At 64.7% G+C, this 19,982-nt stretch carries 22 protein-coding genes and 1 tRNA gene; 14 read left to right on the top strand and 9 right to left on the bottom strand.

All coding sequences use genetic code 11. From position 1 onward, the window contains the following. Window positions 1-2 precede the first annotated feature (2 nt). The 7 genes from coaD (at window position 3) to AAC071_RS01475 (ending at window position 4,844) form a co-directional block, all read left to right on the top strand. Window positions 3-506: a pantetheine-phosphate adenylyltransferase gene (coaD, locus tag AAC071_RS01505; RefSeq protein ID WP_339829145.1), complete on the top strand. Its 504-nt coding sequence runs from the start codon at window positions 3-5 to the stop codon at window positions 504-506. 26 nt (window positions 507-532) lie between these two features. Beyond that, window positions 533-1,075: a peptidylprolyl isomerase gene (locus tag AAC071_RS01500; RefSeq protein WP_339829142.1), complete on the top strand. Its 543-nt coding sequence runs from the start codon at window positions 533-535 to the stop codon at window positions 1,073-1,075. A 7-nt stretch (window positions 1,076-1,082) separates the two neighbouring features. Continuing rightward, window positions 1,083-1,556, top strand: coding sequence for a peptidylprolyl isomerase (locus tag AAC071_RS01495; RefSeq protein ID WP_339829140.1), 474 nt, complete (start codon window positions 1,083-1,085; stop codon window positions 1,554-1,556). A gap of 248 nt (window positions 1,557-1,804) precedes the next feature. Continuing rightward, a complete protein-coding gene (gene queA / locus AAC071_RS01490) occupies window positions 1,805-2,860 on the top strand; it encodes a tRNA preQ1(34) S-adenosylmethionine ribosyltransferase-isomerase QueA (protein ID WP_339829138.1) in 1,056 nt (351 codons plus the stop codon). After that, window positions 2,857-3,996, top strand: a complete 1,140-nt coding sequence (gene tgt / locus AAC071_RS01485) for a tRNA guanosine(34) transglycosylase Tgt (protein ID WP_339829134.1) — start codon at window positions 2,857-2,859, stop codon at window positions 3,994-3,996. The genes queA and tgt overlap by 4 nt, the downstream gene beginning before the upstream one ends. Window positions 3,997-4,143: 147 nt before the next feature. Then, window positions 4,144-4,218: transfer RNA gene (locus AAC071_RS01480), tRNA-Lys, on the top strand. A 104-nt stretch (window positions 4,219-4,322) separates the two neighbouring features. Next, complete coding sequence (locus tag AAC071_RS01475) at window positions 4,323-4,844, top strand: DUF1993 domain-containing protein (protein ID WP_339829131.1); 522 nt, start codon at window positions 4,323-4,325, stop codon at window positions 4,842-4,844. 55 nt (window positions 4,845-4,899) lie between these two features. Here the strand turns inward: AAC071_RS01475 and AAC071_RS01470 are convergent, their stop codons facing one another. The 7 genes from AAC071_RS01470 to AAC071_RS01440 all read right to left on the bottom strand — a co-directional run bounded on the left by AAC071_RS01470 (window position 4,900) and on the right by AAC071_RS01440 (window position 11,067). Continuing rightward, a complete protein-coding gene (locus tag AAC071_RS01470; RefSeq protein WP_339829128.1) occupies window positions 4,900-6,639 on the bottom strand; it encodes a monovalent cation:proton antiporter-2 (CPA2) family protein in 1,740 nt (579 codons plus the stop codon). A gap of 222 nt (window positions 6,640-6,861) precedes the next feature. Continuing rightward, a complete protein-coding gene (rnk, locus tag AAC071_RS01465; RefSeq protein WP_339829126.1) occupies window positions 6,862-7,275 on the bottom strand; it encodes a nucleoside diphosphate kinase regulator in 414 nt (137 codons plus the stop codon). A 1-nt stretch (window position 7,276) separates the two neighbouring features. Further along, window positions 7,277-7,795, bottom strand: coding sequence for a hypothetical protein (locus AAC071_RS01460; protein WP_339829124.1), 519 nt, complete (start codon window positions 7,793-7,795; stop codon window positions 7,277-7,279). Between the two features lie 251 nt (window positions 7,796-8,046). After that, window positions 8,047-8,865 (bottom strand): glycosyltransferase family 2 protein, encoded by an 819-nt coding sequence (locus AAC071_RS01455; protein ID WP_339829121.1) that lies wholly within the window; start codon window positions 8,863-8,865, stop codon window positions 8,047-8,049. 8 nt (window positions 8,866-8,873) lie between these two features. Continuing rightward, window positions 8,874-9,530 carry a DapH/DapD/GlmU-related protein gene (locus AAC071_RS01450; protein WP_339829119.1) on the bottom strand — a complete coding sequence of 219 codons (657 nt, stop codon included), beginning with the start codon at window positions 9,528-9,530 and terminating at the stop codon, window positions 8,874-8,876. Next, a complete protein-coding gene (locus tag AAC071_RS01445) occupies window positions 9,527-10,630 on the bottom strand; it encodes a DegT/DnrJ/EryC1/StrS family aminotransferase (protein WP_339829117.1) in 1,104 nt (367 codons plus the stop codon). The genes AAC071_RS01450 and AAC071_RS01445 overlap by 4 nt, the downstream gene beginning before the upstream one ends. Continuing rightward, entirely contained in the window at window positions 10,630-11,067 is a 438-nt protein-coding gene (locus tag AAC071_RS01440; RefSeq protein ID WP_339829115.1) for an FdtA/QdtA family cupin domain-containing protein, read from the bottom strand. The genes AAC071_RS01445 and AAC071_RS01440 overlap by 1 nt, the downstream gene beginning before the upstream one ends. Before the next feature lie 108 nt (window positions 11,068-11,175). On the opposite strand from AAC071_RS01440, the gene AAC071_RS01435 reads away from it, so the two are divergent. The 3 genes from AAC071_RS01435 (at window position 11,176) to AAC071_RS01425 (ending at window position 13,749) form a co-directional block, all read left to right on the top strand. Further along, window positions 11,176-12,243, top strand: a complete 1,068-nt coding sequence (locus tag AAC071_RS01435; protein WP_339829113.1) for a hypothetical protein — start codon at window positions 11,176-11,178, stop codon at window positions 12,241-12,243. A gap of 146 nt (window positions 12,244-12,389) precedes the next feature. After that, entirely contained in the window at window positions 12,390-12,770 is a 381-nt protein-coding gene (locus tag AAC071_RS01430; protein WP_339829110.1) for a hypothetical protein, read from the top strand. Window positions 12,771-12,897: 127 nt separating this feature from the next. Continuing rightward, complete coding sequence (locus tag AAC071_RS01425) at window positions 12,898-13,749, top strand: helix-turn-helix domain-containing protein (RefSeq protein ID WP_339829108.1); 852 nt, start codon at window positions 12,898-12,900, stop codon at window positions 13,747-13,749. Window positions 13,750-13,770: 21 nt separating this feature from the next. Here the strand turns inward: AAC071_RS01425 and AAC071_RS01420 are convergent, their stop codons facing one another. Together AAC071_RS01420 and AAC071_RS01415 are read right to left on the bottom strand one after the other, a co-directional pair. After that, window positions 13,771-14,571 carry an FkbM family methyltransferase gene (locus AAC071_RS01420; protein ID WP_339829105.1) on the bottom strand — a complete coding sequence of 267 codons (801 nt, stop codon included), beginning with the start codon at window positions 14,569-14,571 and terminating at the stop codon, window positions 13,771-13,773. A 223-nt stretch (window positions 14,572-14,794) separates the two neighbouring features. After that, window positions 14,795-15,460, bottom strand: a complete 666-nt coding sequence (locus tag AAC071_RS01415) for a carbonic anhydrase (protein WP_339829102.1) — start codon at window positions 15,458-15,460, stop codon at window positions 14,795-14,797. A gap of 261 nt (window positions 15,461-15,721) precedes the next feature. Between AAC071_RS01415 and AAC071_RS01410 the strand changes: the two genes are divergently transcribed. From AAC071_RS01410 to galE, 4 genes are all read left to right on the top strand, one after another. Continuing rightward, window positions 15,722-16,057: a hypothetical protein gene (locus AAC071_RS01410; RefSeq protein WP_339829100.1), complete on the top strand. Its 336-nt coding sequence runs from the start codon at window positions 15,722-15,724 to the stop codon at window positions 16,055-16,057. Between the two features lie 144 nt (window positions 16,058-16,201). After that, on the top strand, window positions 16,202-16,996 hold the full coding sequence (gene cysD, locus AAC071_RS01405) for a sulfate adenylyltransferase subunit CysD (RefSeq protein ID WP_339829098.1): 795 nt from the start codon (window positions 16,202-16,204) through the stop codon (window positions 16,994-16,996). A 12-nt stretch (window positions 16,997-17,008) separates the two neighbouring features. After that, a complete protein-coding gene (gene cysC / locus AAC071_RS01400; protein WP_339829096.1) occupies window positions 17,009-18,925 on the top strand; it encodes an adenylyl-sulfate kinase in 1,917 nt (638 codons plus the stop codon). Between the two features lie 37 nt (window positions 18,926-18,962). Next, window positions 18,963-19,952, top strand: coding sequence for a UDP-glucose 4-epimerase GalE (gene galE / locus AAC071_RS01395; RefSeq protein ID WP_339829094.1), 990 nt, complete (start codon window positions 18,963-18,965; stop codon window positions 19,950-19,952). The last annotated feature ends 30 nt before the right edge of the window (window positions 19,953-19,982 follow it).

Here is a 19,982-nt window from a genome sequence, read left to right as displayed (position 1 = left end):
GCATGGCGCGGATCGGACTCTATCCCGGCACTTTCGACCCGATGACCAACGGCCATCTCGACGTGATCCGCCGCGCGCTGACGCTGGTCGATCACCTGGTGGTGGCGATCGGCGTCAATGCAACCAAGACGCCGCTGCTGACGCTCGAGGAACGCTTCGCGCTAATCGAGACCGAGGCCGCGCCGCTGGCAAAGGCGGCGGGCGGCAAGGTCAGCACGGCCTCCTTTTCGGGCCTGGTCGTCAATGCCGCCGACGAGGCGGGCGCCGGCGTCATCATCCGCGGCTTGCGGGGCGCCGTCGATTTCGAATACGAGACCCAGATGGTCGGCATGAACCGGGTGATGAACCCGCGCGTCGAAACGGTGTTTCTGGCCGCCTCGCCCGAGACCCAGTTCATCTCCTCGACGCTGGTGCGCCAGATTGCCGGCATGGGCGGCGACATTCTGCCCTTCGTGCCGAAGCGCGTCGCCGAGAAGGTGCTGGCGCGGATTGCCGAAAGGAAATAACCGCCAAATGAAACGGGAGTTCCCACATGCGTAGACTGACGACGGCGCTGATCGCGCTTTTCGCCCTGGCCGGGCTTTCGGGACGGGCGCTGGCGCTCGACCCCGAGAACACGATCTGGCTCGACCTCAAGGACGGCCGTGTCGTCATCGAACTGCTGCCCGAAATCGCGCCGCGTCATGTCGAGCGCATCAAGACGCTGACGCGCGAAGGCTTCTACGACGGCATCGTCTTTCACCGCGTCATCGAGGGCTTCATGGCCCAGACCGGCGATCCGACCGGCACCGGCATGGGCGGCTCCTTTCTCGACGATCTGCGCGCCGAATTCACGCGCAACGAGAGCTTCACCCGCGGCGCACTGGGCATGGCTCGCTCGCAGAGCCCCAACAGCGCCAACAGCCAGTTCTTCATCGTCTTCGACGACGCCTCGTTTCTCGACGGCCAGTACACGCTGTTCGGCCGCGTCGTCGAGGGCATGGAGTATGTCGACAACATCAAGCGCGGCGAGCCGCCTTCCGATCCCGACCGGATCGTGAAGATGCAGGTCGCCGCCGACGCAAAGGAAGATTGAGACCCTCATGACCGACATCAAGGATCCCGAAAACACGCTGATCATGGAAATCCCGCACGGGAAAGTCGTGATCGAACTCCGGCCCGATCTGGCGCCGAAACATGTCGCCCGTATCAAGGAACTGGCGCGCGAAGGCTTCTATGACGGCATCGCCTTTCACCGCGTCATCGACGGTTTCATGGCGCAGGGCGGCGACCCGACCGGCACCGGTTCGGGCGGTTCGGGCAAGAAGCTGCCGGCCGAATTCTCGAAGGAACCTCATGTCCGCGGCACCTGTTCGATGGCCCGCACGCAGGACCCCAACAGTGCCGATTGCCAGTTCTTCATCTGCTTCGGCGACACTTCGTTCCTCGACGGGCAATACACGGTCTGGGGCCAGGTGATTTCGGGCATGGATGCCGTCGACAAGATCAAGCGCGGCGAGCCGGTGCGCGATCCCGACCGCATCGTCTCGATGCGCGTCGCGGCGGATGCGGCGTAATCGGCGCCGGCGCAACGCACTTTCTTCCACCCTCCCCTTGGGGGAGGGTCAAACGGAGCGGCTTTGGCGATTTATTGCCAAAGCCGTTCGGTTTGGGGCGGGGTCGCTGACTTCGTCGCCTGTTTAAACGATAGCGAGTTCACCGTGGCGAGACCGAGCCCCCGCCCCGAAAAATTCGTCGCTACGCTCTCGAATTTTTCGACCCGCCCCCCAGGGGCGGGTGGGATACATCGGATTGATCGAACCCCATGCGCGTTTCCGATTTCGATTTCGAGCTGCCGGAAGCGCTGATCGCGCTCCGGCCGGCCCGTCCGCGCGATGCGGCGCGGATGCTGGTGATTGGCCCCGGGGAAAACGCGCTGGCCGACGAGACGGTCCGCGATCTGCCCGCGCATCTGCGTGCGGGCGACATTCTCGTCTTCAACGACACGAAGGTCATTCCGGCCCGCCTTTTCGGCACGCGGCGGCGCGGCGCGGCCGCGGCCCGCATCGAGGTGATGCTGCATCTGCGCGCCGGGCCTGCGGCATGGCGCGCCTTTCTGCGCCCGGCCAAGAAGCTCAACCTTGGCGAGACGATCGAATTTGCCGGCGGGCTTTCCGCCACCGTCGAGGAAAAAGGCGAGGGCGGCGAGGCGCGCCTGCGCTTTTCTCATGCCGGCCCGGCGCTCGATGCGGCCATCGCGCAAGCCGGCGAAATGCCGCTGCCGCCTTACATCGCCCGCAAGCGCGCGACGGACGCCGAAGACCTCGCCGACTACCAGACGCTCCATGCCGCCGAGCCCGGCGCCGTTGCCGCACCGACGGCCGGTCTCCATTTCACGCCAGACCTGATGGCCGCCATCGCGGCGCGCGGCGTCCATTGCGTCCGCCTGACACTGCATGTCGGCGCCGGCACCTTCCTGCCGGTCACGGCCGAGGACACCGAAGCCCACAGGATGCATGCCGAATGGGGCGAGATATCGCCGGACGAGGCCGAAGCGATCAACGACGCCCGCGCCGAAGGCGGCCGCATCGTCGCGGTCGGCACCACCTCGCTGCGTCTCCTCGAAAGCGCCGCCGATGCCGAGGGCCGCATCCAGCCCTTTCGCGGCGAGACCGACATCTTTATAACGCCGGGCTACCGCTTCCGCGCCGTGGACCTGCTGATGACCAATTTCCATCTCCCACGCTCGACGCTTTTCATGCTGGTCTCGGCGCTGCGCTCGACCGGGGAGATGAAGCGCGCCTATGCCCATGCGGTTGCCGCGCGATATCGATTCTACTCCTATGGCGACGCCTGCCTGATCCACAAGGCATCGCCATGAGCGCCTTCGCCTTCACGCTGGCGGCCACCGACGGCCAGGCCCGCACCGGCGTCATGTCGACGCCGCGCGGGGAAATCCGCACCCCGGCCTTCATGCCGGTCGGCACGGCCGCCACCGTCAAGGCGATGTATCCCGAGCAGGTGCGCCAGACCGGCGCCGACATCGTGCTCGGCAACACCTACCACCTGATGCTGCGCCCCGGCGCCGAGCAGGTCGCGGCGCTGGGCGGCCTGCACAAATTCATGAACTGGCCGCATCCGATCCTGACGGACTCGGGCGGCTTCCAGGTCATGTCGCTCTCGAAGCTCAGGAAGATGAGCGAGGAGGGCGTCGCCTTCCAGTCGCACCTGGACGGTTCGCGCCATATGCTCTCGCCCGAGCGCTCGATCGAAATCCAGTGCCTGCTCGGTTCCGATATCCAGATGCAGCTCGACGAATGCACGCCCTTTCCGGCGACGGAAGCCGAAGCCGGAAAGTCGATGGAACTGTCGCTGCGCTGGGCCGCGCGTTCGAAAGCGGCCTTCGACGCGCAACCCCATCGCAGCGAAGGCATGGCGCTGTTCGGCATCGTCCAGGGCAGCACCTACGAGCCCTTGCGCAAGGCCTCCGCGGCCGGGCTTCAGGAAATCGGCTTCGACGGCTATGCGGTCGGCGGGCTTGCGGTCGGCGAGGGCCAGGCCGAAATGCTGCGCGTCCTCGATTTCACCGCGCCGGAACTGCCCGCCGACAAGCCCCGTTATCTGATGGGCGTCGGCACGCCCGACGATCTGGTGGAGGCGGTCGCGCGCGGCATCGACATGTTCGACTGCGTCATGCCGACCCGCAACGGCCGCCATGGCCTCGCCTTCACAGGCCGCGGCAAGGTCAACCTCAAGAACGCCCGCCATGCCGCCGATCCGCGGCCGCTCGACGCCGGCAGCACATGCCCCGCCGCGCGCGACTATTCCCGCGCCTATCTCCACCATCTGATCAAGTCGGGCGAGATGCTGGGTTCCATGCTGGTCAGCTGGATCAACCTCCACTACTACCAGACGCTGATGGCCGGCATGCGCGCCGCCATCGCCGAAGCCCACTTCGAGGCCTTCCGCGCCGACTTCAAGGCGCGGCAGGCAGCCGGCGACATCGAGGCGGTGTGAGGCGGGTGCGACAGAGGGCGCGCAGCGCCAAAACCCCACACCTCGCAATGCCTTACGCCATCCCCAACCCCAAGGTTGACCCCCCGCGCCGCGCCCCTTAAGTTCCGCCCACCTTTTCGAGAGGCGGCGCAGATTCCGCCCTCCGGCGGGCCCTTAGCTCAGCGGTAGAGCGGCTGACTTTTAATCAGTAGGTCGATGGTTCGATCCCATCAGGGCTCACCACCTTTTGCATTTTCCCGGCGCCAATCCTTGCGCGGTACTTGCGATTCCCGGCCTGCCGGGGGAGCATCCCGCCACCGCGAAATCACGCACTCGAAGGAACCGCCATGGCGCTCTCGCTCTACGACCTCACCGTCCCGAACTACCTGCAGACGCTCGCTGCCGTTTCGGGCTTCCTGAAGAAGGGCGCCGCCTTCTGCGCCGAACAGGGAACCGATCCGAACGAGATCGTTGCCGCCCGCGTCATCGACGACATGCTGCCCTTCAGCTTCCAGATCGCCTCGGTTGCGCATCATTCGCTGGGCGCGGTCGAGGGTGCGCAAGGCGGCGCCTTCTATCCGCCGAAGGACCCGGGCACCTATAGCTATGCCGACCTCCAGAAGCTCGTCGACGATGCCAGGGCCGGGCTCGAAAGGATCGCCCCCGAGGGGCTCAATGCTTGCGAAGGCAAGGACGTGGTCTTCCATCTCGGCAAGATTCAGCTTCCCTTCACGGCGGAGAATTTCCTGCTCTCCTTCTCCATCCCGAATTTCTATTTCCACGCAACAACCGCCTACGACATCCTGCGCGCGCGCGGTGTGAAGCTGGGCAAGGTGGATTATCTCGGCCAGATGCGCATGAAGATGTGACGCGGCGAGGCGCGCGCGGCCGCCGATCTGGCCATCTCGCCGCCGCTACGCGGATTCACGCCTGTTCCAGCGTCTCCTCCATGATCCGCTGATGCGCCAGACGGCGCTGCACGACCTCGTCGCTGGCGCCGAGCCCCGACAGCACGCGGCCGGCCAGTTGCAGGCTGGCCTCGATGGTTTCGGGCACGGCCATGGTCGCGCCGGCCGCATTGAGCCGCGCCGCATGGGCGCCGTCGCGCGCCCGCACATAGACCGGGATGTCGGGCCAGGCCTGACGGATTTCGCGCACGATCTTTTCGGCCGCCGCCGGCGCGTCCATGGTGACGACCACGGCCTGGGCCCGGTCGATATGGGCGCGATTGAGCATTTCGAGCCGCGCGGCGTCGCCGTAGAAGACCGGCAACCCCGCCGCGCGCGCCGCGGCCACATTGGCCGCGTCGGCATCGAGCGCCAGATAAGGCACGGCTTCGGCCTCCAATGTCGTCGCCAGCGTCTGCCCGACCCGGCCGAAGCCGGCCAGGATCACATGGCCGGTCATGTCGCCTTCGCTTTCGAGCTGGCCTTCATGGCGGCGGCTGGTGCTATCGCGCTCCATCCGCATGGCGAGTTTGCCGGCTGCCGAGGCGACCAGCGGCGTTACCAGCATGGTGAGGCCGGCCACGATCAGCATGAACTGGCCGACATCGGGCGGCAGCAGCGCGAGGCTCATCGCCAGGCCGACCACGATGAAGGCGAATTCGCCGCCCTGGCCGAGCAGCAGCCCGGCCTCGAGTGCGGTATGGCGGGGCAGGCCGAAGGCGAGGCAGAGCCCGGCCGTCACCACGGTCTTCAGCACGAAGAGGCCGGCGACCGAAGCGATAATCCAGAACGGCTCGTCGCCCACCACGCGCCAGTCGATGCCCATGCCGACCGACATGAAGAAGAGCCCCAGCATCAGCCCCTTGAAGGGTTCGATATCGACCTCGACCTCGTGGCGGAACTCGGTTTCGGCGAGCAGCAGCCCGGCCAGGAAGGCGCCCAGCGCCATCGACAGGCCGGTCGCGCCGGTGATCGCCGAAATGCCGATGACCGCCAGCAGGATCGCCGCCATGAACATTTCGGGGCTGCGGCTCTGTGCCACCAGGCGCAGCGCCGGGCGCAGGATCAACCGGCCGCCGGCATAGATTGCGACGATCACCACCACGGCCTTGCCCAGCGCGAACAGCAGGTCGAGCCCGACATTGCCGCCGGTCTTGGCCCCCAGCACACCGACCACGAACAGGATCGGCACCACGGCAAGGTCCTGCATCAGCAGGATCGAGAAGCTCGAACGTCCGAGCGGCGTCGCCAGCCGCCGGCTCTGCATCAGCAATTGCATGACGATGGCCGTCGACGACAGCGCCAGGCAGGCGCCGAGCACGATCGAGGCCGGCACCGAATTGCCGAACTCCCAGGCAACCAGCCCGATGATCGTGCCGGTGATGACGATCTGCAGGCTGCCCAGGCCGAAGACGAGGCGGCGCATCGCCCAGAGCCGGTCGAGCGACAATTCGAGACCGATGGTGAACAACAGGAAGATGATGCCGAGTTCGGCCAGCGCCTGCACGCCTTCGAGATCCGATATCACCGCATAGGAAAGCACCGGCAGCCTGTCGGCCCAGAGCGCCAGCCCGAAGGGGCCGATCAGCCCGCCGACAATCAGATAACCCAGCACCGGGCTGATGCGCAGGCGGTGGAACAGCGGCACCACCACCCCGGCGGCGATCAGGAAGATGACGACCTCGCGCAGATAGGGGATCGTGGAATGGTCTTCCATGCATGGCCTTTCGGAACGTCGGGCAGGGCGGCAGAGTGATCAGAGTGCCACGGCGGGCGCCCGTTGCCTATCGCCGGTAGACGGCGGAGAGCGGCCCATAACCGTAGGATCTGAAATCTGCGATGCGCTGACTTCCCACCCTCCCCTCGGGAAGCGTCCAAATTCGCAAGCGAAGCCGAACGAATTTAGGGGCGGGTGGGAATGTCGCCGCCACCCGACCCCTCACTCCCGCCCAATCACCTTCACCACCTTGAGCCAGCGCATGTCGCCATGGCGCGAGCTCCAGGAGATGGTCTGTCCCTCGCGCATCCCGAGCAGCGCCACGCCGACCGGCGAGGCGATCGAGACCACGCCGTCATCCGACGAGCGTGCCGTCGGATAGACGAGCTTCAATCGCTCGACGCGGCCCTTCATGCCGAAGATGAAGTCGACCGTCGCGTTGACGGTCACGACATCAGCCGGCAATTGTGCCAGCGGCATCACTTCGGCGCGGGCCAGTTCCTGATCGAGAAAATGCGCGACTTCCGGCAGCACATTTTCAAGACCGCCGGCCACCGCCGACAGCTGGTCATATTGCTCGGCCGCCACCATGATCGGTGGCAGCGCGGTATGGATCGCTTCTGCATGTACATTCATCTCAGACCGCCTCCGGTCCGTTGTTGTCCGGCCCATCTCCGTCGGGTGCCGTCCGCGCCATGCGGCGGCGGATATCGGCTTCCGGCTGGAAGTCGATACCGGTCAGCTCGAGCTTCAGCCGCGCGCCGTCGAACAACTCGGCCTCGACGATGTCTCCGGCCGACTGGCCGAACAGCGCCAGGCCGATCGGCGTCAGCACGCTCAGATACTGGCCGTTGGGTGCGGGGCCGCGCTGCAACTGCATCATCCGCCGTTCGGCCATGCGGCCTTCGATGCGATAGCGGACGATGCTGCCCAGCGTCGCCACGGTGTCGGCAACGGCCGCGCCCGGCACCACCTTTGCTTCCACGAGTTTCGCGCGGACGCGCGTGCGCATCGGGTTCGTGAGATCGAGGTCCTCGAAGCTCGCGGCCTCGAGCCGCGCATAATCCGAAGAGGTCAGCACGGGCCGCGATGCCGTTTGCGGATTGGGAACGATATTCAATTGTGGGCGGCTGCTGCCGCCATGGGTGGTGGACATGACGAAACCTCATCGCACGGCCGGGCTCATGGCCCGCCGTGCCGATTGAATTGAAACGATGTGGTGAGGTCGGTCCCCGGGTCTGGCCTTGCGCAAAGGCGCAACGGCGCCGGCCCGGGGCTAATGTCCCGCGAGCAGCGTACCCGGCGTCAGGAAAAGACGTGCGTTGAGCTTGCGCATAATGGCGTCAGGCTAGCCCTTGTGTGGAAAAAGTCAAAGCAGGGCGGGGCGGCCGAACGCCGCAGCGGCGGTCAATCCGTTGCGGCCTGCTGCTCCACAGGCGCGCGCCACCATCGCGCCGCCGGCGGCACGGTCTCGGCCAGCGAAAAACCCGGCGCGCCGATGTCGATGGCGTTTGCCGCATAGCTGTCGATTTCCTGCTGCAGCTGCTCCGGCGTCCAGCTGTAGTGAAAGCCCCATTTGTTGGCCAGGTCGAGCGCGCGCAGTCCGGTCTGCTGTGCGCGATGACGCGCGATGGTGCGCTCGAAACCGACATACTTGTAGTGCAGCAGCATCAGCCGGTCCTGTTCGGGATAGCGGACGGTCCCGTCGGGGAAGGCCTGGTGGCGCCCGACCGTGTAATTCGGTTCGACCGCGCGCGGATTGAAGATGCTGAGCTTGTTCATCATGTCATAGGGCGCGCCGATCGTCCGGCTGTCGCAAAGCCGGTTTTCCGGGGACGGCAGATCGTCGGCCAGCATCTGGAAGCCGATTGCCGGAATCAGCGTCGTGCCGTCGGCCATGCGCGCCTCCAGATAGTCGCGCATGCTGGCCTGCGGCAGGTGGAGATGTTCGTCGAGTGCGGTGATGATCATCCAGTCGGCATCGTGCCGGCTTTCCTTCCAGGTCTCGTTCTGGAAGGCCTGGTGCGAGAGCACGAAGGATTCAGGATAGCACCGCTCGAAGCGCCGCACCTCGACCTTGGGATGCGCATGCAGGATGTCCAGCGAGCCGTCGGTCGAACCGTCGTCGTGAATATAGTAGCGGTCGACCCAGGTATCGTAATGATTGAAGAAGAACGGCAGCATGTCCGCTTCGTTCCAGCACGGCGTGTAGAGTACCGTTCGCATGGCGTCCCTCAGTTCACCGCTTTTCCGCCATGACCGCGAATGGCCGGATCCTTCACCCGGGCCGGATTGCCGGCCACCATGCAGTTGCTCTCGACATCCCGGGTCACGACGGCGCCGGCGCCGATCACGGCATTGTCGCCGATCCGGATGGTCGGCAGCACGACCGCACCTGCGCCGATGAAGCTGCCGCGTCCGATGCTGACCTGGCCGCAGATCACGGCGCCCGGACCGACCGAAACGAAGTCGTCGAATGCCGCGTGATGGCCCACGGTCGCGCCGCGATTGATGGCGACGAATTTTCCGAAGCGGCTGGCCGCGCCCAGCGTGCATCCCGCATTGACGTAGAAACCACCCTCGAAGGAAATCGCCTGCGGCAGCGGCACGGTCGGGTCGATCAGCGAGAAGGGCCTGGAGAATCCGCGGGCCATGGCTTCGTTGGCCGCTTCCTGCCGGTGCGCAGGCGTGAACATCGGCACCAGAAAGGGCAGGCCACAGATTTCCGCGGTCAGTTCCTCCGGCGACACTGCGCGGTCGCCAGGATCGAGATGGCAGGCGCCGGGTCGGTTGCGCACGCCGCAGGCAACCACCAGGCCCGCGCGCCGGATGCTTTCCAGCATGTCGACCAGCAAGGGCGAGCCGGTGCCGTAGATGACGAGTTGGTTCAAGGCGAGAGCCCCCTCACAACAAGGCCGGCGATATGGTCGGTCTGCCCGGCCGCGATCTCGGGCTGAACCGGCAGGCTGACCAGAGTTTTCGACAGCCCTTCGGTAACGGGAAGCGCCCCCGCCCTGGTCCCCGTGAAAGCCGGCTGGAGATGAAGCGGCGGATCGTAATGGATCGCCGTGCCGATGCCGTTCGCGGCGAGAAAGGCCCGCAGATCGTCCCGGCGATCATAGGTGATCGCGAACTGGTGGTATATGGCGCCGGCGGCATCGGCCGGAAGGCCGAGGCCCGGCTGCTGGAGGCGGTTCCGGTACTGCGCGGCGATGGCGCGGCGCTCCGCATTGCCTTCGTCCAGATGCGGCAGAAGCGCCAGCAGGATCGCGGCCTGTATCTCGTCGAGCCGGGCGTTGCCGGCGGCAAAATGGCTGACCCGGTTTTCGTCCCAGCCGAGATTGCGCAGCCGCCGCAGCTTTTCGGCCAGTGCGGGATCGTTGCAGACCGCCGCGCCGGCATCACCTGCCGCGCCCAGATTCTTGGTCGGATAGAAGGAGAAGGCGGCCGCCTGGCCGAAACTGCCGGCGCGCCGTCCCGCGATCTCGGTTCCATGCGCCTGGGCGCAATCCTCGACAAGCGCGAGGCCGTTCTTCGACGCGATCTCGGAAAGCCGCATCATGTCGGCCGGGAATCCGTAAAGGTGAACCGGCAGGATGGCGGCCGTGCGCGGATTGACGGCGGCCTCGACCGCCCCGGGATCGAGGCATCGCGAAACCGGATCGACATCGGCGAAGCGCGGCGTGGCGCCGCAGAGCAGGATCGCCTGTGCCGTCCCCGCGGCGGTCAGGGCGGTGGTGATGACCTCGTCGCCCGGTCCGATATCGAGTGCCCTGAGGATCAGCAGCAGCGCTTCGGTGCCCGAACTGACACCGACACCGTGGCGGACACCGATGTAGCGGGCAAAGCTGCTTTCGAACGCCTCGACGGCCGGCCCCAGAATGTAGCTCGGGCCTTCCAGCATGGCCGCGATGGCGGCGTCCACCTCGGCGCGGTAGCGCGCAATGCGCAATGCGGGCGCGGCCTGGGGAATGAAGGGACGCTCTACCATCAGCAATCGGCGGGAAACGTGAAAAACGGCGACGGTTCGCTCCGCGTTTCGCGGAAGCTGCGGCTGGAGGCCACCAGCAGAATTGTCGGCGGCGCGAAATCTCGCAACCGGCGCCAGACGCCGCCTTCGATCACCAGGCCTGTGCCGTGGCCCGGGAGCGTCAGGGTCTGGGTTTCCCGCCCGTTGTCGAGGTCGACGGTCACCGAACCTGACAGCAGCAGCAGGGCCTGCGCTGCCGACACTGCATGTTCGGCCCGGACCACGTCCGCGTCCTCGACCCTGATGTAGAAGATTCGCTGGGCAACGAAACCGAAATCCCGCTGGAGTTCCACGACACCCAGTGTTCCGCGCGCATCCGGAAACTCATCCCAGGAGCAGAAGGCCACGCCACTGATGCAGGATGTTCCCTGGCGGTCCTGGATATTCTTGTTGGCCAAGGAAATTCTCGTTGTGAGATGTCGCTGAATACGAAAACCGGCATACCGGAAAAGCAGCGTATACTGCCGCCCGGCGGCCAACTATACTTGTTTCTAGATGGAGTTCGGGTGGTAATCAAGCGACGTATACTGATCTTGGGGAGCGGATACGGCCTGCTTCTGGCGGCAAAGCTGGTCCTTGCCGGTCATGCGGTCGTGCTGGTCGGGCATCCGGCCGAGGTGGCGCGGCTGAACGCGGAAGGGGCCCGTATCCGGCTGCGGCGCAAGGGTGGCGCAGGCTTGATCGAGGTCTCGACCCGGACGGCCGTCGGCACCTTGAGCGCGGTCGGGGCCGCCGATGTCGATCTCGACGGTTTCGACCTCGTGGTCTTCGCGATGCAGGAGCCGGCCTTTGCCGCGCCCGATATCGGCCGGCTGGTGCGCGCCATATCGGGCGCTGGATTGCCCTGTCTCTCGGTCATGAACATGCCGTTGCCGCCCTATCTGGCGCGCGTGCTGGGCCGTGTCCCGCCGGAACTCGCCGCCTGCTACAGCGCCGCCGCGCTCTGGGACGGCTTCCCGCCGGAACTGATGAGCGCATGCAGCCCGGACCCTCAGGCCTATCGTCCGGAAGATGGACCGTCAAACCTGTTGCATGTCGCGCTGCCCACCAATTTCAAGGCTGCGGCCTTTCCGTCGCCCGCACACACCCGGCTGCTGCGGCAGTTCGAAGACGATATCGAGGCGATCCGGCTGGAACATGAAGGCGCGCGCATCGAACTGCCGGTGAAGCTGAAACTTTTCGACGATCCGCTGATCCCGCTGGCCAAATGGCCGATGCTGATTGCGGGCAATTACCGGTGCATGACGGACGATGGCATCCGCAGCATCCGGGATGCCGTTCACCGCGATCCGGACGCTGCCCGTTCGATCTACGAATGGGTCGCCGGTCTGTGCCGGCACATCGGAATTGCCGGCGAGAATCTGGTGCCGTTCGGGAAATACGCTACCGCTGCCCTGGACCTCGAACGTCCGTCATCGGCCGCGCGCGCCCTGGTGGCCGGCGCCACGGCCATCGAGCGCGTCGACATGCTGGTAAGGGCGATTGCGGCGCAGCACGGCATAGCAAATCCGGCGCTGGACGGCCAGATCGCGCTGGTCGACCGCCTGCTGGCGCGGAACGCCGAAGCCGGCTGAAGGCGGCGCGGAAGCGCCCCATTTTCCCCACTTGCCTGCGATCCGTCTGCTGATCATCATTACCGGGATCGAATCGCGCGGCGGGCATGGGGTGGCAGCCGGCTTCCGCTTTGGTGGTTCGACCGTCCGCATAAAAGGGGGGAACCATGAAGATCGACCGTCTTTTTCTGGTCATTGCCGCCATCTACATCCTTGTGGGCATGGGCCTCGGCATGAAGATGGGCATGACCCAGGACTTTTCACACCGCACCACGCACACCCATATCAATCTGCTGGGCTTTGTCAGCATGACGCTGTTCGCCCTGGTCTATCGCGTCTGGCCGGCGATGCAGCAAAGCGTGCTGGCCAAGATCCATTTCTTCGCCTACCAGCTCGGCGCCCTCGTCATGGTGTCGGCGATCTTCCTCAAATATGGCGGCCATGCGGAGGAGGCCGTTTACGGGCCGATGTTCGGCGCCTCCGAGGCCGTGCTGGTTCTCGCCATGATCTGCTTCCTGATCGGCGTCCTGCGATCCGCCCGGGATTGAGCGGACTTCATTGAGAGATCTGTCCGGCGGTCCCGTGCGCGGCCGATTCAAAAATTGTCGTTTCATGTAGAAATTTGGTAACCCTGTCTCGCTAATCTCCCTGCGGAACGGCGAACACGGGGTCCGGATGACCGGCTACAGGGACGAGATCGGGCAGACATTGTGCGCGGCGCGGCAAGCGGCCGGCCTGACGCTGGGCGATGTCGCGGCAAAAATCCGCATCAAGCCGATCTATCTCGAGGCGATCGAGGCGGGCCATTTCGAGCGCCTGCCAGCGCTGCCTCAGACGCTCGGCTTCACCCGCGCCTATGCCCGCCATCTCAAGGTCGATGTCGAGGCGCCGCTGGCGCGGCTCGGCGAAGACGTCCATCGTCATATCGACAGCGCCGATTTCTCGGCGCCGGAACTGGCCTGGTCCGAGGTGCCGTTGCGGCGCGTCGGCTGGGTTGCGGCCGGCGCGGTTCTCGGTGTCGGGCTGCTGGCCGTGATGCTGTTCGATTTCGGTCCGGCGCCGGTTGCCGACACGCCGCCGCCCGTAGCGGCGCGTCCGGCCGTTGCCCAGGCACCGGCGCGTATCGTCCTCACCGCCCCGCAAATCCCCTCGGCGCCCGCCGCCATGCCCGTTCGATCCGTCGACGGATCGTCGCCGGTCTCGGCCGCGCTTGCCGCCACGCTGTTCGATATCGAGACCGCCGCCGCACCGCAGATGCCCGCCGCCGTCGAAACGCCGGTCGAGGCTCAATCTCCGGCTCAGGCGCAGGCACCGGTCGCCGATCTCTTCGTCCGCAACAATGTCTATCTGCGCGCGACGCCGGCCAATGCGGGCAGGGTGCTGGGTGTGCTCGCGGCCTGCGAGCCGCTGACGGCGCTGGGCAGCGGCCCTTACGGGCAATGGCGCGAAGTCGCGCGCGCCGACGGCGTCACGGGCTTCGTCTATCACCGTTTCGTCGGCGCCGAGCCGGCGGCTGCCTGCCGCTGACGGGGCCGCGCCGGTTTCCGTTCAGGATGCGGGCAGGGCGGCCGGCACGAAGATGAAGTTCTTCACATAGTCCGGACCGCGATGCTTCTGGTGACGTTCGACATCGAACAGCGAAATGTCGGTCAGGCCATGGCGCCCGAGGAAGAAGCCGCGATAGCCGAGATCGGCGCAGAAGCGGAAGACGTCGAACACCTTTTCGCCGACATGCAGATATTCGGTCTCCAGGAAGATCGCCGGGCGGTCGCGCCGGATCGTCTCGCGCGCGCCTTCCAGCACCGCCAGTTCATGTCCCTCGACATCGATCTTGATGAAACCGACCGGGTCGAGCTTCAGTGCGTCGATGCGATGGCACATCACCTCGACCGGATGGCTGGTTGCGCCGGCGGCCTTGTCGATACCGGCGCCGTTGCTCATCCAGCCCTTGCGGCTGCGCGGGATCGACAGCGTCACCGGTCCGTCGCTGTTGCCGATCGCCATCGGAAACACCTCGACATTGCGGTCGGCGACCTGCAGCAGCGTGCGCAGCGGATAGGGATTGGGTTCGAAGGCCAATACCTTCGGCGACAGGCGCGACAGGAAGTAACTGAACAGGCCGAGATTGGCGCCGACATCGAGACTGATGCGCGCCGGGTCGACCAGGAATTTCAGCAGGCCCATCTCGGGGTCGCGGTACAGCATGTATTTGTACGCACGCAGACGATAATAGGCACGGAAGGGCGGCCAGCGGAATTTCAGGTCCTGGCGGAAGTCGTTGATCCAGTCGCGCAGTTCCATGCGCGGCAGTCGCGGCGCGACCAGGCGCTCGGATAACGGGTCGTCCATTCTGCTTGTTCCCCTTGCCGGTGCGGCGTCCGGCACCCTCGATTTTGCGGGTGCGAACGGCGCTGTGCGGGCCGGAGATTAGCTCCCGGCACGGACATGGCCAATAGTTCGTTTGCACCGGATGGGAGGGTCCCTCAGAAAGCGGGGACAAGTTTTATTTATCCCCGGGGGCTCGCGCGCCTTGTCCCCGTTGCGGGACGCGCGCGGCGATGATTTGTGACAGTTACGTGACAGAGGGGGGGTCAGCCTGATCCGCAACGTCTGTGAAGCTGTCGGTTTCGACATCGTAGATCGAGAGTTTGCCGCTGCCGATGCCGTAGAACCAGCCATGCAGGCGCAATCTGCCGGCCTGTTCGCGCTCGGCAATGAACGGAAAAGTCCGAAGCATTTCAAGCGATTGCACGACGGCCTTCTGTTCCATCAGGCGCAGCAGGGCCGGCTTGTCGAGATCGCCATGAGCCTCGCGCACTGCGATCTCGACACCGGTCGCCAGCGACATCCAGTTGGAGATGAACTCGCCGTCCGGCGGATGGCCGCAGCCGGCATCGTAAAGCGCCTCGATGCCGCCGCAGCTGGCATGGCCCATCACGATTATGTCAGCAATTTCAAGGCCTTTGACGCCGAATTCCAGGGCGGCGCTGGTGCCGTGATAATTGCCGTCGGGCTGGTAGGGCGGGACCAGATTGGCAACGTTGCGGACCACGAAGAGCTCGCCGGGGTCGGAGGAAAAGATCATTGCCGGGTCGGCGCGGCTGTCGCAGCAGGCGACGATCATCGCCTTCGGCCGCTGGCGGCGGGCTGCAAGTGCTTGATATTTCGCCTCATTCTGCTTGTAGGCACCGGCGCGGAAGGCGCGGTATCCGGCGATCAGGCTGTCGATCGTGTCCATGCGGTCGGCACTCCTCGCGGCTCTCGGGCCGGTCTTCATACACAAGCCGCGGCGTTGATGAAAGATGCCGTAACGGCAGGGCCTTGCGGTTCCGGTGATGGCAAATCCGGCAGAATGCCTGCGGATTGAGCAAATATCGACCCTACCGTGTCCGGCGCGGCGCCGGAACGCCCGAAGGCCGGCAAAGGCCCGGATTCTGCATGGGCCTGCGCCAAAAACAGGGCGTGCCCCGGGCCGCCGCTCCAGGTGATGAGGAAAGACATGTCGTTTGTCGAAATGCTGGATAATCTGTCGCTTGAAAGTCAGGTTTCCATAGGCGGTCTGCTGCTTTTGCTGGTAATCCTGACAACGCTGCATGTGCGCAGCCTGCTGGCGCTCAAGGCCGAAAGGGCGGAGCGCAGCGCCCGTGAGATGAGCGCCCGCATCGACGCGCTGATGCGCAAGCTCGAGGGCAGGGGCGGCCGTAGCGGCCGTCAGGAGCCCGCTGTCGTCCGTCTGCGGCCGTTGCGGCGCCGGGCGGACAAATCGGTCCCGGCGGCCCGCTGTCCATCCAATGCGCTGCTGCCGCAGCGCCGGATCCGCTCTCGATCTGCCTGATCGGCGCGTTCTGCGGCGTTTTGATGCTTGCAAAGACGGAGGCGGCGCATTAAATCACAGAGACAAACGGGGTTTGATCGATAAACCCCGTTTTCTTGTGTATTATAGCCGTATCGCAGGAATTGCCTGCCCAGGAAGGCCGCCATGGATCGTCTTGATCAGCTCGAAAGCCAGAGCATCTTCATCTTCCGCGAAGCGTTCAACAGGATCGAGAATATCGCGATGCTGTGGTCGCTGGGCAAGGACTCCAACGTGATGATCTGGCTGGCGCGCAAGGCCTTTTTCGGTCACGTGCCGTTTCCGGTGGTGCATGTCGACACGGGGAAGAAATTCCCCGAAATGTACGATTTCCGCGATCGCTACGCGGCCGAATGGGGCCTCAATTTCATTCGCGAAGAATGCCCGCCGCTTGAAATGACCGATGAAACGCTGCCGCCCGCTGCACGTTCGGCGGCGCGCAAGACCGAGGGTCTGAAGCTTGCGATCAAGAAGCACGGATTCAATGCGCTCTTTGCCGGCATCCGCCGCGACGAGGAAGCGACGCGCGCCAAGGAACGCGTTTTCAGCCCGCGCGGCCTGACCGGTCAGTGGGACTTCAAGGATCAGCCGCCGGAATTCTGGGACCAGTTCAAGACCGATTTCCCGCCGGGGACGCATATCCGCATTCATCCGCTGCTGCACTGGACCGAAATCGACATCTGGCTCTACACGCTGCGCGAGCAGATTCCGACGATCCCTCTCTACTTTGCCAAGGACGGCAAACGCTACCGGTCGCTCGGCGACAAGGACATCACCTTTCCCGTCGCAAGCACGGCAACGACAATCGAGGAAATCATCGAGGAATTGCGCACCACGAAGATTTCCGAACGTTCGGGACGCGCGATGGATCACGAGTCGGAAGATGCGTTCGAGCGTCTTCGCGCCGACGGCTATCTCTAAGGAAATTCGACCATGTCCGAAGCATCTGAAGCCAAGGTGAGACTGGCCGCCGTGAACCCCAATCCCGCCTCCACGCGCGACCTTCTCCGCATCGTCATTGTCGGCCATGTCGATCATGGCAAGTCGACGCTTGTCGGCCGCATGTTCCACGACACCGGCTCGCTGCCTGACGGCAAATACGAGTCGATCAAGGCCATGTGCGAGCGCCGCGGCGTTCCCTTCGAATGGGCCTTCCTGATGGACGCGCTGCAGGCCGAGCGCGACCAGGGAATCACCATCGACACCAGCCAGATCTGGTTCAAGACGGACTATCGCGACTACACGATCATCGACGCGCCTGGGCACAAGGAATTTCTCAAGAACATGATCACAGGCGCTGCGCAGTCCGATGCGGCGCTGCTGATCATCGACGCGGCCGAGGGCGTGCGCGAACAGTCGCGCCGGCACGGTTACCTGCTGCATCTTCTCGGCATCCGTCAAGTGGCGGTCGCGGTCAACAAGATGGACCTCATTGCCTATGAAAAGGACCAGTTCGATCTCATCGAACACGAATATCGCGACTATCTGACCTCGATCGGCGTGACGCCGACATTCGTGATTCCCGTTTCGGCCCGGCAGGGCGACAACATCGTCGAGCAGTCTGCGCAGATGCCCTGGTACAAGGGCCCGACCATCGTCAAGGCGCTCGACAGTTTCATGCCAACGGCCGCGCCCGTCGAACGGCCGCTGCGCTTTCCGGTGCAGGACGTTTACAAGTTCGACCATCGCCGGATCATCGCCGGCCGCATCGAGGAAGGCCGTCTGCGCGTTGGCGATACGCTGGTCTTCTCGCCGTCGAACAAGTCGGCGCGGGTGCAAAGCATCGAGTCCTGGTCGACCGTTCCAGGCAAGAAGCAGCCGACCGAGGCGTCTGCCGGCGAATCCGTCGGCATCACGCTCGACGAGCAGATATTTGTCGAGCGCGGCGAACTCGTCAGTCATGCCGAACATCCTCCGATCGAAACAGATGTGTTTCGTGCCCGCATTTTCTGGCTCGGGCACGAACCGATGGTCAAAGGCAAGAGCTATCGCATCAAGCTCGGCACGCTTGAGGCGCCGGTTACCGTCCAGTCGATCGAGAGCATCATCGATACCAGCGACCTTTCGAACACCTCGTCGCATCAGGTCGAGCGCAACCAGGTTGCGGAAATCGTGCTGCGCGCCCGTCGGATGCTGGCGCTGGACGAATTCAGCAAAGCCCCCAAAAGCGGCCGATTTGTACTCATCGACAAATACGACATTGCCGGTGGCGGCATCATCTCGATGGAAGGCTATGCCGACCAGCGCGACCTCATCACGGCGCGTTCGACCAACATCACGCGCGTCGAACACGGAATCGATATTGCCGCCCGGGCCTTCCGGAACGGCCACAAGGGCGGCGTCCTCTGGTTCACCGGTCTTTCCGGCGCCGGCAAATCGACGCTCGCCGTTGCCCTCGAGAAAAAGCTCTTCGAGAAGGGTTATAACGTCTACGTGCTGGACGGGGATAACGTTCGCCACGGCCTCAATGCAAACCTCAGTTTTTCGCCGGAAGACCGGGCCGAAAACATCCGGCGGGTCGGCGAGGTCGCGGCCTTGTTCGGCCGCGCCGGCATGATCGCCATCACCTCGTTCATCTCGCCCTATCGCTCGGATCGCGACCGGGCGCGCGAGGCCGCCGAGAATTTCCACGAAATTCACGTCAAGGCCGATGTGGCGACCTGCGAGGCGCGCGACCCCAAGGGTCTCTACAAGAAGGCGCGCGCCGGCGAAATTAAGGATTTCACAGGAATTTCCGCGCCCTATGAGGCGCCCGACAATCCTGAACTCGTCGTCGACACGGCCGAGGCCCAGATCGACGAGTGCGTCGAGCGGCTCGTCAACTATGTGGAGACGAAGTTCAAGGTATAAGGGCTCAACAGGTCTCCAGAGGCGGACAGGACCCTGAATGAGCATTCTCGTGACCGGCGGTGCCGGCTATATCGGCAGCCACGCCGTTATCGACCTCATGAACGCCGGCGAGGATGTCGTCGTCATCGACAATCTGTCGACCGGTTTTGACTGGGCCGTGCAGGCGCCCGAGGCGCTTGTTGTCGGTGACATAGCCGACGAAGCGCTGGTCGATCGGGTCATCGCGGAACGCAATGTCGAGGCCGTCATCCACTTTGCGGGTTCGATCGTCGTGCCTGAGTCCGTGGTCGACCCACTGAAGTATTACCTCAACAATACGGCCAGGTCCCGGACGCTGATCGAGCGGTGCGTCAAGGGGGGCGTCAAGCATTTCATCTTCTCGTCGACCGCCGCGGTCTACGGCATGCCGGAGCGCTCGCCGGTAGGCGAGAACGAACCGCTGGCGCCGATGTCGCCCTATGGCCGCTCCAAGCTGATGACCGAATGGATGCTGCGCGATGTCGCGGACGCCCATGAGATGACCTATGCAGCGTTGCGCTACTTCAACGTGGCAGGGGCGGATCCCGAAGGCCGTGTCGGTCAGTCGACCGCCAATGCGACGCATCTCATCAAGGTCGCCTGCCAGACCGCGCTCGGCCAGCGGCCCTATATCGAGGTTTTCGGCGAAGATTACCCGACGCCGGACGGCACCTGCATTCGAGACTACATCCATGTCAGCGATCTCGCGGCCGCCCATACGGCGGCGCTGAACCATCTCAGGCGGGGCGGCGAGAATCTGGTTGCCAATTGTGGCTATGGACACGGGTTCTCGGTCCACGATGTTCTGCGTGCGGTCGAACGAGGGGCCGGACACACGTTCGAGATACGACAGGCGTCCCGGCGTGCCGGCGACCCAGCATCCATTGTCGCCGATCCGACAAGGATCAAGCAGGCGCTAGGCTGGGAGCCGGCCTATGATGATCTTGATACGATCGTTGCACATGCGCTGGCATGGGAGCAGCGTCTTGCAGCACGAAATCGGGAGTGACGGATGAACTTGTCCCCGGCCGGTCGGTGA

The organism is uncultured Parvibaculum sp. (assembly GCF_963975745.1).
Lineage (GTDB): Bacteria > Pseudomonadota > Alphaproteobacteria > Parvibaculales > Parvibaculaceae > Parvibaculum.
The sequence above is the reverse complement of the archived record's forward strand: the minus strand, read 5'-3'. Positions and strand labels throughout refer to the sequence as shown.